Raw genomic sequence first — 13,275 nt, 5'->3', positions numbered from 1 at the left:
TGGATTTAATTTTAATTGTGCCTGTTGTTGTTTCGAAAATAAATTCTTAGTCATACTATTTACCACCGCTCGTTTTTTTCTTCATTATAAACAAAAATACCCTATAAGATGACCTTTTTGAAAGTGTCTATCTTATAGGGTACATTTTATTTTTCATACCACCCTTTCATTTGTTGAAAAACTTTTGCGTCATAAAAAAGACTGTAAACAGATTTAATATTTTTTTGAGTTTGTTTACAGTCTGAAAAGTCAAGGGAATCTTTGCGAATGTTGAGATGCCTGAGATAGGGTGATTTCTCAAAAAAGTAGAATGACACGCAATAAGATACATGATATGTGAAGTGGTTGAATGGAGTGGAAGCTGGACGCCCCCAGGAAAGCGCCCAGCCGGAACGGAAATCAACCCCTCGTTTTGAACAAGAACTACACTTTATTGATTCATTTACAGTAAGGCTGTTTTCTAAAAGATTGTTGCTGTTAAAACATAAAAACAGAGTTAATCTACAAAATGTGTAGAATCAACCTGTTTTTATGTTTGATATTTCGTAAATCGAATATTTAACTAAAGCACCCGTTAGCCATCCATGAAGCGCAAAAATAAGCTCTTCATCACAGAAAATGAAAGATGATTAAGTTCTTTCATGGGAGTTGAAGAAGAAAAAGAGGCACTTATTCCATAATCGCGCCCTTTAACAGAAGACTTGATTTCAAGATAATCTAAAAGACAATAATGATGTTTTTTAACTATTGCCCTGTTAGTTAAAATACCTTGCTTTATAATTTTGTTTTTATAACAGATAGATTGCCGATGATGAATGTTATAATATGGGTCAGTAAAAAAGTAAAAAGATTAAAATACATACTATTTGTATACTGATTAAACCAACCGAAGCGATAAATTCTAGAGTCAGGATTAGAAGGTGTTCCTCCCAAAGCAATTATCAATTCATTTATATAATTTACGATTAGGAATACCAATATTATGCTACATATAAGTGACAAGGATAATATGAATACTCTTATTATCTTTTTCTTTATGTTGTAGGATATTTCTCTAGCCATTTTATAAGTAAAAAAGTAACTCGCGATAAAAATAGGTGATAAGAGGAATATAATTAAAATACCAAGATTTCCATTACCCGAAGTTACATTAGGTTTAATCGTAAAAATATTTTCTATGAGATAGAAACCAAGAAGTGAAAGTAAAATAACAATAACTCCAAAAATATATATTTTTTTCAATATCTCACTCCTTTTTAATTCAACAATCTTGCTTCTTTAGCTTAGATATATTCCTTAACAATCTCCCCTAAACATTAACATAAATATCCAATTTACCAAAAGAGATGTTCCATTATATGGCCCTATTGTTGAATAAGCTAATAATTTTTTCTTCAACTAAACTGCCCCGATAGTTCAATAAGAAAAGGCTGTTTTCTCAAAGATTGTTGCTAAAACAAATAATATTGATTTAAGTAAATATTTAAAGAAAGAGTTTAAACTAATTTTCACGGTGTTCTAATTTTTTAGTTACCTTTTTCTTTATAAAGCCTATACAACCAATAACAATCATAAGGATTGAAATTATTTCAAGAAGCGGAAAAGCATACACACCTAGTAAACCTGACCACGAATCTTGTGTTACATACTGAGTTATTCTTATAAGGAAAAAGCTGATTATAGGGGAAAAAAGTAGTACAGAGAACAGTCCCCATATAATAATCTTAGCTTGCCAAGAACGTTTATAAGCAAGACTAAAAGCCGTTATTATACAAAATATAGATAATAGAATTAGAAAAAATATCATCCTGGATATCATCCCCTTCTGCTTTTACAAATTATAACACTTCCATTTAAAGAAAATAGAAATCTTGTGTACTAATATAAGGGGAAATGAAAATGCCTTTCCGCAAAACCATTTAGTTTGCAGAAGCAACAAACTTTACGAAAACAGCCTAAGAAAAAAAGGGCTGCTAATGCAACTCAATGTTCTTCAAGTAAAGCACACCGTTAGTTTAAGTACACTCCTTCACAAGAAAGTCAGTTTTTTTGTTTATTTTTTAAATCATTTATTTTAATAACACCATAATAAACAATCCAAAATATGAGAGTTATAAATACAGAATAATTCTTTTTACTTTCAGGCAATAAAATTAAAGCTACAATAAATATAAGAACACTTGGAACAAGCAATACCCAATACAATTTTCGTTTATTCATTTAAAATTACTTCTCCTTCAAGACTGGTCTAAAGTCATCATCATAAACCTTTTCAATTTCTGGTGTATTATAAAGCCATTCTTCGAATTCTGAAACGCTAATTAGCCCTTTATAAATTTTATAAAACTGCTTTTGGATGTCCTTTTCATTGCTCACTCGCTTATTTCAACTCCTTAAATTCTGATTTCGATCAAAACGTTACCGATAGACTAAACTCTAATGGAACGTATAGACAAAGAAAAAAGACCGTCCATTGACGATCCTCTTTCTCACTAAAACGTCCGATTGCGAGGTTCAAGTAAAATACTACTATGATTGCTTTGATTTATTGTGTTTAAAAACATTGATTGGATCAATAAGGCCAAGCACTACAATAAATACTCCAATACCTAAATTCAACCAGTCACGAGTTGAATCAAAGCCACTACTAAAATTCAAGAATATAAGTGTCAAACCAAATAAAATAAAAATAAAACGAAGTACTTGTTTTCCTCGCATAATGTTCTCCTCCTAAACAATCTGGCTCCGTTTATGAAGCCAAGCAGATACCTTACACCCCTTGAGTTGGAGAGCCCTCTCCGTCCCGACTGCCGTGCTACCAAACTTTCATTTAGGAACGTTTATTATATTTATTTTGTATGCTTTATAAATATTGTTGCAATAAAACACAGGTTAATTTAATTTATTGACTCTAATTTTTATGTCTATTCTTTACAAAAATCTACAAATTTCTTTGCCTGTATTAAGGACATACCTGTTTGCTCTCTCAAAAACTTCACCGCTTTAATTTCACCGACTGACTTTATTTTCTCTTTTACTAAGGCAATCAGTTCCTCATTATAGATTTTAGTATAATCCATTTTTTCGCCCCCTCGTGTAATTAAAGTTTAACATTCCCAAAGCGTCGTTTGGTAATCCTTCATAAAAAGTTGTTATTCAACAATCTGACCCGATTGTTGAACACAAGTTAAACATCATTGTTGAACTAACCTGCGCCGTTAGTTCAATAAAAAAGAGCTGCACATGCAACTCAATGTTCTTCGAGTAAAGCGCCCAGTTTATTGCAAAACGGCTTCTTCATCTTATTTTTCTTCAATACCTATAAAATTATCATTTGCCTACTATTATTGCGTTAAATATGCAAAAGTTAAAGTTCTACATCTTTCTTGTTATGCCTTCTTTTTACTACAAGTATTAGGTAAACAATCACAAATAAAATTAAGTAAGCAGTTAAAATAATTCCGAGCCCAACCCAGATGCCTTTTTCAAAGAGGCTATCGAACCTCGTATGAGGAGGAATCAGTCTGAATAATAACTTGATAATCATAATAGTCAAAGCAATGGCCGCAGCGTCCTTTACATTCCTCATTGATACACCACCTTATAATACAGTAAAGCATATTCATTTCTGTTTATTTCTCTTTATTAGGTCCTTCAACGATCCCGTAACTAAAGACTAGAAAAATTACACATAAAATCAATGTTTGTTGTACGATTTGAAATCCTTTAAGGCTCGTAAACATTTCCTTTATAACAACTGCCACTTTATCTTTTATTGTTGAGAGAAGCTTAATTGAGCACTATTCCTGTGCCACCTGAACATACGAGTGGAAATTGCCAAAAAGTTCAATTAACTATATTATACATTTTTAGGTGGTGAATGTCTTTGTGGATGAGAATTATATCGTGGTTTTAAATAATATGCTTCTTAAAGTAAACTGCATCGTTAGTTCAATAGTAACGATTCCTTTAGAAAAACATCCATTATTTTTCAAAATGAAAAAAGTTGTGTGCAAGGTCCGAACACCAGAAATCGCCTATCAAAATAAGGAGCTTTGAAAGTTTGATCAAAACAAGGTCACTTTTTAATATTGATAGGTTTATTTTTTCAACTAACGTATGAGTATATAAATGATAGCCAAGTCATACTCATAGTAGTTATTTTGAAAAAGAATAGGATATATTGATATAAAACTATGCTAGTAAGAATTCCACTGACATCAGTCAACTTGTCTCTTTTGAAGGTGAGAATATAAAACATCGATAATACAAATATGTTCAAATCTCATAAATTTCTCACACCAGAAACTTCTCTATTCATTCCCTTTCAAATTGAAAAATATCTTGATTAATCATTTGATGGAAGTATCTATCCATTTCTACTGCTGAAACACTTTCTCTATTTTGAACCCACCATGCTCTTAACGTTGTAATTACTCCCGAATGAAATTCGATAATTAACTTGTTTGGTATCGTATGATTTTTACAAATTCGAAGTAATCCCTCATACTCCTCTTTCTGCGTTTCACGAGTTTGATAGTTTAAAAAGGTAATAAATTGTTTATCATCCATTTGCGACTCTATTATTTTGCCTAGCTCTTTATAATGTAAGAATTGTTCCATCACTTGAAATGGCTTAGTTATTCGATCTAATAGTGGTATTGTTAAAGCTTCATCTTTATATGGTTTAAATCCAAATACCAATAATGCATCTTTATCTTCAAAATGTTTATAAAATGTTGTTCGATGCACCATCGCACGATCACAGATTTGATTGATGGTAATGGAACTATATTTTTGCTTAGCTTGCGTCATTAATTCAAATAAAGACTCCCATAATAATTTATGTGTACGTCTAACACGTAAATCCAGTTGCTCCTCATTATTTTTCATCTACACTTCTCCTTTTCTGTAGATTAAGTATACAAATACTAAAAATTGATTCTCCCTTTCTATAATATACATGTGTATATTATATTTCGGAAGTTCTTTTATATACAAGTGTATAAAAAAGAGACAAAAGGTAGGAGGAAAATCAATAAATGAATATGACAACCAAGAGTATTTCAAGTAGCAAAGTTGATATTTCTAATATTAAACATACACCCATTTTAATTGCATTAATTTTAGGGGCAATGGTTGCATTTTTAAACGAAACTTTACTTGGTAATGCATTAACAGTATTAATGAAAGAATTTGATGTATCAGCTTCAACAATTCAATGGCTTTCTACAGCCTACATGTTAGTAGTTGGGGTTTTGGTACCGATTACAGCTTTACTTCAGCAATGGTTCACAACAAGACAAATGTTCTTAACCGCCATGTTAACATTTTTAGTCGGTACATTGATTGCTGGCTTCGCACCAACATTTTCCGTTTTATTAATCGGTCGTATTGTCCAAGCAATCGCTACTGGACTAATTTCACCATTACTAATGAATACGATTTTAATTATTTGTCCACCTGAAAAGCGTGGTGCCACAATGGGCTTAATCGGACTTGTTATGATGTTTTCTCCAGCAGTTGGTCCTACATTATCCGGATTGATCGTTGATTCACTAAATTGGAGATGGTTATTCTACTCTGTTATTCCTATCGTTATCATTTCTATTTTAATTGGAATGAAGTACATTCAAAATGTCACTGAGTTAACACGACCAAAAGTTGATTATTTATCAATCCTTTTATCAACATTAGGTTTCGGTGGTATCGTGTACAGCTTTAGTGCTTCAGGTGATTTAGGATGGTCAGATTCTAAAGTGTATTATTCTTTAATTATCGGGGCTATATCGTTAATCATTTTTGTTGTTCGTCAATTAAAGATCGATAATCCAATTTTAGAACTACGTGCATTTAAGTTTCCAATGTTCACTTTAACTGTTGTATTAATGTTCATCGTCATGATGTCACTGTTCGCATCAATGACATTATTACCAATGTTCTTACAGACTGTTTTACTTGTTACAGCCTTTAAATCAGGGCTGGTCATGCTACCAGGGAGTATTGTTAGCGGTATAATGGGGCCGGTTGCAGGTAAGTTATTTGATAAACTTAGTCCAAAGGCGATTATCATCCCTGGCATTGGGTTAGTAGCTGGCGCAATGTGGCTATTCAAAGGCATTAACCCAGAAACAACATTGACACAAATTATCTTGATGCACAGCTTATTAATGATTGGACTCATGTTTGTGATGACAGCACAAACATATGGTTTAAATCAATTGACACCCGAGCTTTATCCACACGGTACAGCGCTCTTTAATACGTTATCTCAGGTAGCTGGTGCGATTGGAACAGCTGTATTTATATCTAAAATGTCTTCAGGCACAACTCAATATATGGAAAACACAACAAATCCAATGGATCCAGCAGAAAAATTAAACGGTTTAACCTCAGGCTTCCAAGGGGCATTTACGCTTGGATTTATCCTCGTAGTTGTTGCCCTCGTTGTATCGTTTTTCTTAAAAGGACAGAAAAAGAAAGCAGAAACCACTCAGCTCTTACACAATGAAAATTAGAAGATCCTAAATTTTGTATGAGCTGTAGATTGATTTCATTAGAGCATCAAAAAGAAAAAGAGGATTCTTTTCAATTGAAAAGAAGATTGTCTATAAAAGGTACGCCAGCGAAACGGAAAAACCCTTGCTAAGGGTTTTTGAATTGATTTAGCCCCACTTTAAATTGTGTTGTATTAAAAGTATCCTTAACGGGACATTCATATCTAAATTTACTTAACATGGGGTTTTTCCAAAATGCTGACGATATCCCTATAAGAGCTCATCAATTTGTTCTAAAATATATTGAATTTCCATTTAATGAAGGGGGAGAGTAATTCTTAATGATTGAAGTGAAAAATTTCTTTCGAAGTAGAGGATTTCAACGATTTCTCGTTTTAATAATATTAGCACTTGTATTATATGGATTAAAAAGCATGATTAATTTAATATTAATCACTTTTATTCTGACGTTTTTAATGGATCGATTTCAACAGTTTATTTCGAAAAAGCTAAAGATAAATAGGAAATTGGTTATCGCATGTTTATATATTGTATTAGTAGCTTTTATTGTAACCACATTATATAAATATTTGCCTGTATTAACGATACAAATTTCACAGTTGATTCATCAGTTTAAATTATTTTTTCAAAATCCACCAGATAATGAAATGGTAAGATATGCGCTTTCTACAATTAGTCAAATGGAAGTATCAAAATATATTGAACAAGGTATAGATGTGATTTATCAATCTGTGACTAATATCGGAAAGGGAAGTATGCAAATTTTATTTTCTCTTATTTTAAGTTTCTTTTTATTATTAGAAAAAGAACGGATTATTTCGTTTACCGCTAAATTTAAAGAGAGCAAATTGAAGATTTTTTATGAGGAAATTGCATATTTTGGTGAAAGGTTTGCAAGGTCGTTCGGAAAAGTAATTGAAGCACAGTTTTTAATTGCAGTTGTAAATTGTGTTCTCACAGTTATTGGGCTCGTATTTTTAGGATTTCCGCAGCTCCTTGTATTGGCATTGATGATATTTCTACTCAGTTTAATACCTGTTGCTGGTGTGATCATTTCATTATTCCCACTTTGTATTATTGCTTATAACGTTGGTGGAATTGCCTATGTCATATACATTTTAATTTTCATTACAGTAATCCACGCATTCGAAAGCTATTTTTTAAATCCAAAATTTATGTCCGCAAAAACAAATTTGCCAATCTTTTATACATTTATGATTCTTATTTTCTCAGAGCACTTTCTCGGTATATGGGGTCTTATTATTGGGATTCCAATCTTCATCTTTTTATTAGATGTACTTGAAGTAATTAATGACGAAGAAACGCGAAAGGATATTAGAACAGAATAGGTCATTTTGTTTAACAGGTGTTTTCTTTAAAGGAAAACACCTGTTATTTTATTTCCCTTGTTTAGGAGGAGTGAGTTTAATAAATAAATTTACAATGTGATGGATATATGACACAAATCAGTAAGCTACAGGAGTATATAGACTTTGGGGATAGATTTATACGAAAAGGAATCTCCTAGATATTGTTTTGTTTTAAGTTTGTGTTATTCCATCATCTAGTTTTGTTTTACTAGACATCGTTATAAAATCTCCTGCAATGTTATGTTTCCAAAATAAACTTTCTGCAAGTTTATAGGTTATTAATTGGAGGGTTCATTAGCGTATATTTCCGTTAAAATGTGGGCGGTACCCCAAAATAAAAAAAGCACACTCAGACAAAGTGAAAATTTGGTGCACAGGTACTTCTTCATACCGATTTGTTTGAGGGTGCTTTAATTGACGCCTATATTCTATTTTTCTTCAAGCCAATTGTAGAATGGCATTTGACCTTTACTATCTATTTCTAACATATGCTCTCTCTTTTAAACACCAATTTGCATCTAAAATTAACATTTCAGCACGTTCTTTTGTGATACAAATAGGCTCTATTGTATTAAGTCTCATTTCTTCCGATTTTTTAACTAATTCAATTGCGTTTTCCCTGTTTTCATCATTTTTTAAATTACAAATGGCATGAATGATGGCATTAGAATAATAAAAATATAATTTTCTAATAATCCCTTTATCTATTTTTATTTTTTTCGTACCATTCCTGAATCCTATCCATACTACCCTTGTTATAACGCTTGCCTTCTTTATTGATATAGCGGAGCAGTGTACTATGTGACATGTTCATTTCTCCAGCGACAGATCGAATGCTTAGCTTCAGCTGATCAATTAGCTCGACCAGGCTTTCAGGTGATAACGGAATGTCTTTTGAAGGAGGAGCTGGAGTTGCTAATGAATAACTAAAATCCAATTCTGTTTATTGAATAAACCTGCTCCGTTAGTTGAAGAGCAACATTCTTTACGAAAACAGCCTACAGTAAAGGAGAAATGAGTCGCATAAGTGATTCAAGCATGCGTTTTTGAATACTTCGCTTTTGAAATGACGCCCATGTAATTTCTATGGATTCTTTAAAATCTTGTTTAAAATCATTTTTTATATCTAGAACCGTTTTAGATTCATATAGGATCGCAATGATTTCATAATTAAGCTCAAAGCTACGAATATCCATATTTGCTGTACCAATTGATGCAACTTCATCATCAACAAGTACAATCTTAGCGTGTATAAAAGCATCTTTAACGCGGTAAATGGAGACACCCGCTTTTAGAAGCGGTGTAAAGTATGATTGAGATGCTTGATCACTAATGATACTATCGCCTTTTCCTGGATATAAAATGCGGACATCTATTCCAGAAAGTGCACTCAAACGTAATAATGTTAATGTTTCCTGATCAGGAATGAAATATGGTGTAGCAATCCAAATTGACTTTTTGGCAGAGCCCATAACTTTCAATAAAGCATTTCGAATATTTGTATCATCTGAGCTAGGTCCACTTGCAACGATTTGTACGGCACCTTCTGCCTGATGAGTTCTTTGACTTGGAAAGTATGTGCTATCCATGAATTGATTCCAAGACTCAGTATTTAAATTGCTAGTGGCATAGAGAAAATCTTCTAGGAAAATGGCCTGCAGTTTATATAATGCTTTTCCTTCTATTTTTAAATGGCTATCACGCCAAATAGGAAACTTCTTCGAGCGACCAAGATATTCATCCCCGACATTGAGTCCACCTGTAAATCCAGTTGTCCCATCTACAATCACAATTTTACGATGGTTACGATAATTAACGGTTTCTAATAGCCAAGGTGAAAGAATAGAATCAAATTCGACTACTTCAATTCCTGCATCTTTCATTGGTTGTAAGAAACTGTTACGTAATTTACTACTTCCAAGCCCATCATAAAGGAAGCGTACAATCACTCCAGATTTTGCTTTTCTTATTAAGGCATCTCGAATTGTTGTACCGATTTCATCTGATCGATAAATATAGTATTGAATATGAATATGATGTGTAGCATTTTCAATCGCTTGTAGAATCTCAGTAAATGTTTCATCACCATTTGTTAAGAGTTTTGTTGCTGTTTCATTTGCAACAGGACCACCGCCAAATTTTTGGATAACTTGTGTCAAATAGGTGGATCGTTCATTTAAAGAGGAAGGGGATTCTAAATTAAAACTTCTTCCTGCTAAAATTTCACGGAATAACTTTCTTTTTTCTTCTGAACGATGTAAATGTTTCTTTCTTCTCCAGCGACTTCTTCCGAACAGTAAGTACAGAAATAAACCGATAACAGGGAGAATGGCTAATACTAAAAACCAAGCTAATGTACTTTGTGGAGAACGATTTTCAATAAAAATAACGAAGCAAATCCCTATAATTGTGATAGGCCATAGTATGCCGATTAAGGTATATAAGGAAATGATGGACTTATTCAAGACTATGAGCATAATTGCTGCAACTGTAAATACAAATAGTAATTGGACTATGCGATTCTTCATATGTATACATTTTCACCTATTCTTTTTTTTATTTTTATAAGAGGAAGTTGTACCTTTAATAGTTTTATGATAAATTGTTTTCTTTTTTTTTACAATATAGACATTTCCACGCTAACGTATACTGTTAGAAATGAGCAATTCAAGGTTCTTTAATATTAACCATTAAATACTTCCCAATAAATTAACTATTATTCTATGTTAATAGTCTTTTATTTGAAATTTTAGGAATATATTACCTGTATTTTTGCATATATTATTTAAAAAGCTAAATATTTTTTTCGGAAGAATATAATCAAGAAGTACGTAGATGATTTGGTAAATAAAAATAAAAAAGTTACTTTTTTAATATAACAAAATTGTTATTAAGTATTTAACACTTTAAACTAGAAAACTATTTACTTAAAACAAATATATAGAAATTCAATATATTTATAAGAATAAAGATTTAAAGTTATGACCTGTTAAATAGAGATAATCAAGGGGTTTAAATGTTATTTTAGTAATAAAAGTAAGTATGAATGATTTTTATATTTAAATAATAAAAATAGCAGAGTTTAGATAGAAGGTTGAAAAAAGGACAAACAATTAAGTAAAGAAAAAATTAAGATTTGAGAATTATTTTGTAAAGATGTATGGAGAAATTTGTTTGCAACTTTGTAATATTTAGAAAAATGCACTTGATTTAATGTATTATTTCCAGATAAAATAATATCACATATTAATTTTCAGACAATTCAATCAGTATTTTGGTTTTCTGGAAAAGTAAAAAAATATTAATTTATTTATAACTGTATATATGGAGGTGTAAATAAACTTTTCAAAAAAATATAATTCTGAAATAAATTCAAAAGATAAATATATTGATTTTTCAGAATATTGAATATAGGAAGGGGGAGATTGTTTGAATACAGCAAATGACCTATTAACAATTAGAAATCTAACTACAAGTTTCCGCATTAAAGAAACTTACCACGCTGCTGTAGAGGATGTCTCACTTTCGCTTAAAAAGAATGAAGTATTAGCAATCGTTGGCGAATCGGGTTGTGGTAAAAGTACGTTAGCAACTAGTATTGTAGGCTTGTACAACACTGTAAATACAAAAGTTACAGGTGAAATCTTTTACAATAATCAAAATTTAACGCAATTAAATGAGGAACAATTTAATAGTTTACGTGGGAATCATATTGGTTTTATTTTTCAAGATCCACTTTCAGCTCTTAATCCTTTAATGCGGATTGGAGAACAAATTGCAGAGGGGTTAATGTATCATACAAAGCTCTCAAAGCAACAGCGCGAGAAGAGGGTACTAGAATTATTGAATCAGGTAGGCATCGCTAAACCAGAGCGTGTGGCAAGACAATTCCCACATCAATTGTCCGGAGGGATGAGACAGCGTGTTGTGATTGCTATAGCATTGTCGTGTAAACCATCTATTTTAATTGCAGATGAACCGACAACAGCTTTAGATGTAACGATCCAAGCTCAAATACTTGACCTACTAAAAGAACTACAGTCGGAAACAGAAACAGGTATTATCTTAATTACCCATGATTTAGGCGTTGTAGCAGAAATAGCTGACCGAGTTGCAGTGATGTATGCAGGTGAAGTAGTAGAAGAAGCACCTGTCCAGGAATTATTTACTAATGCTCGACATCCTTACACTCGTTCTTTATTGCATTCTATTCCGCAAACACATAGTGAAAATGAAAGACTTGAAGTTATTCAAGGTATGGTGCCATCGCTGATGAATTTACCTCGGGAAGGCTGCCGATTTTCAGCGCGTATACCGTGGATTGATGCATCTGCACATGAGAGAAAACCACAATTACATGAAATTGCACCAGGACATTTTGTTAGATGTACCTGCTGGAAACACTTTCATTTTGAAGGTGAAGAAGGAGGCGGGACTGTATGAGCTTTATGCAAATTAGCGATTTAAACGTTCATTATCCAATTCGAGGAGGCTTTTTTAATACAGTAATCGATAAGGTATATGCGGTTGATGGTGTCACAATGGAGTTTGAAAAAGGGAAAACATACGGTTTAGTAGGAGAATCAGGTTCTGGAAAATCGACAACAGGGAAGGCCATTATAGGTCTAGAAAAGATTACTTCGGGTCAAATTTTCTATGAAGGTGAGAATGTTACAAACCAGCGCAGAAAACGTGATTCAGCATATAACAAAGATATTCAAATGATTTTTCAAGATTCCCATTCAAGTATGAACCCTAGAAAACGTGTATTAGACATTTTAGCAGAGCCTCTTCGAAATTTTATGAAGCTTAGTGATCAAGAGGAACGTAAGCGCATTAAAGAGTTACTAGCAATTGTAGGTATGTCTGAAGATGTATTGTTAAAGTATCCACATGAATTTTCAGGTGGTCAAAAGCAACGTCTTGGAATCGCTCGTGCTGTTGCTTGTAATCCAAAAATGATTATTGCTGATGAACCTGTATCTGCACTAGATTTATCTGTACAAGCTCAAGTGCTAAATTTTATGAAAGACATTCAGAATGAGTTTGGACTTAGTTATTTATTTATTTCGCATGACCTTGGTGTCGTGAAGCATATGTGTGATCACATAGCTATTATGTACAAAGGACGCTTTGTTGAAACGGGTACTCGAAATGATATATACAGGAATCCACAACATATTTATACAAAGCGCCTATTATCAGCTATTCCAAATATTGAGCCAGAAACACGTTTGGAGCGTAAAATAACACGTCAAGATGTCGAAGCCAATTATCAAAAAGAACAGCATAAATATTATGACGAGCATGGTAAAGTATACCCATTAAAATCCATCTCGGATACGCATAAAGTAGCGATGTCTGACATTGAACGGGAGGGTATATAA

Annotated in this window: 14 protein-coding genes; 6 read left to right on the top strand and 8 right to left on the bottom strand. The window is 32.4% G+C overall.

Annotated elements, in window-relative coordinates:
• The first annotated feature begins 336 nt into the window (after window positions 1-336).
• A complete protein-coding gene (locus tag AC1DCY_RS02395) occupies window positions 337-516 on the top strand; it encodes a hypothetical protein (protein WP_477347103.1) in 180 nt (59 codons plus the stop codon).
• Window positions 517-774: 258 nt separating this feature from the next.
• Here AC1DCY_RS02395 and AC1DCY_RS02390 read toward each other — a convergent pair whose 3' ends face one another.
• The 6 genes from AC1DCY_RS02390 to AC1DCY_RS02365 all read right to left on the bottom strand — a co-directional run bounded on the left by AC1DCY_RS02390 (window position 775) and on the right by AC1DCY_RS02365 (window position 3,589).
• Window positions 775-1,242, bottom strand: coding sequence for a hypothetical protein (locus AC1DCY_RS02390; protein ID WP_477347101.1), 468 nt, complete (start codon window positions 1,240-1,242; stop codon window positions 775-777).
• Between the two features lie 798 nt (window positions 1,243-2,040).
• Entirely contained in the window at window positions 2,041-2,220 is a 180-nt protein-coding gene (locus tag AC1DCY_RS02385; protein ID WP_477347100.1) for a hypothetical protein, read from the bottom strand.
• Between the two features lie 6 nt (window positions 2,221-2,226).
• Window positions 2,227-2,376, bottom strand: coding sequence for a hypothetical protein (locus tag AC1DCY_RS02380; protein ID WP_477347099.1), 150 nt, complete (start codon window positions 2,374-2,376; stop codon window positions 2,227-2,229).
• A gap of 153 nt (window positions 2,377-2,529) precedes the next feature.
• Window positions 2,530-2,718 (bottom strand): hypothetical protein, encoded by a 189-nt coding sequence (locus AC1DCY_RS02375; RefSeq protein WP_477347097.1) that lies wholly within the window; start codon window positions 2,716-2,718, stop codon window positions 2,530-2,532.
• A 206-nt stretch (window positions 2,719-2,924) separates the two neighbouring features.
• The gene (locus AC1DCY_RS02370; RefSeq protein ID WP_169786300.1) at window positions 2,925-3,080 is read right to left on the bottom strand and encodes a hypothetical protein; all 156 of its coding nucleotides are present in this window, start codon (window positions 3,078-3,080) and stop codon (window positions 2,925-2,927) included.
• A gap of 287 nt (window positions 3,081-3,367) precedes the next feature.
• Entirely contained in the window at window positions 3,368-3,589 is a 222-nt protein-coding gene (locus AC1DCY_RS02365) for a hypothetical protein (protein ID WP_477347096.1), read from the bottom strand.
• Between the two features lie 299 nt (window positions 3,590-3,888).
• On the opposite strand from AC1DCY_RS02365, the gene AC1DCY_RS02360 reads away from it, so the two are divergent.
• Complete coding sequence (locus AC1DCY_RS02360) at window positions 3,889-4,059, top strand: hypothetical protein (protein ID WP_477347094.1); 171 nt, start codon at window positions 3,889-3,891, stop codon at window positions 4,057-4,059.
• 258 nt (window positions 4,060-4,317) lie between these two features.
• Here AC1DCY_RS02360 and AC1DCY_RS02355 read toward each other — a convergent pair whose 3' ends face one another.
• Entirely contained in the window at window positions 4,318-4,893 is a 576-nt protein-coding gene (locus AC1DCY_RS02355; protein ID WP_477347093.1) for a TetR/AcrR family transcriptional regulator, read from the bottom strand.
• A gap of 149 nt (window positions 4,894-5,042) precedes the next feature.
• Here AC1DCY_RS02355 and AC1DCY_RS02350 point away from each other — a divergent pair, with 149 nt between their 5' ends.
• Complete coding sequence (locus AC1DCY_RS02350) at window positions 5,043-6,518, top strand: MDR family MFS transporter (RefSeq protein WP_477347091.1); 1,476 nt, start codon at window positions 5,043-5,045, stop codon at window positions 6,516-6,518.
• Between the two features lie 320 nt (window positions 6,519-6,838).
• Window positions 6,839-7,867, top strand: coding sequence for an AI-2E family transporter (locus AC1DCY_RS02345; RefSeq protein WP_477347089.1), 1,029 nt, complete (start codon window positions 6,839-6,841; stop codon window positions 7,865-7,867).
• A gap of 1,019 nt (window positions 7,868-8,886) precedes the next feature.
• Here the strand turns inward: AC1DCY_RS02345 and AC1DCY_RS02340 are convergent.
• On the bottom strand, window positions 8,887-10,416 hold the full coding sequence (locus AC1DCY_RS02340; RefSeq protein WP_477347088.1) for a cardiolipin synthase: 1,530 nt from the start codon (window positions 10,414-10,416) through the stop codon (window positions 8,887-8,889).
• Window positions 10,417-11,317: 901 nt separating this feature from the next.
• Between AC1DCY_RS02340 and AC1DCY_RS02335 the strand changes: the two genes are divergently transcribed.
• Both AC1DCY_RS02335 and AC1DCY_RS02330 read left to right on the top strand, forming a co-directional pair.
• Window positions 11,318-12,331, top strand: coding sequence for an ABC transporter ATP-binding protein (locus AC1DCY_RS02335; protein WP_477347086.1), 1,014 nt, complete (start codon window positions 11,318-11,320; stop codon window positions 12,329-12,331).
• Window positions 12,328-13,275, top strand: a complete 948-nt coding sequence (locus tag AC1DCY_RS02330; RefSeq protein ID WP_477347084.1) for an ATP-binding cassette domain-containing protein — start codon at window positions 12,328-12,330, stop codon at window positions 13,273-13,275. The genes AC1DCY_RS02335 and AC1DCY_RS02330 overlap by 4 nt, the downstream gene beginning before the upstream one ends.

The sequence above is a fragment of the Lysinibacillus sp. 10T31 genome (genome assembly GCF_056394365.1).
Note: the sequence above shows the minus strand (reverse complement) of the source record. Positions and strands in the feature narration are given on the sequence as shown.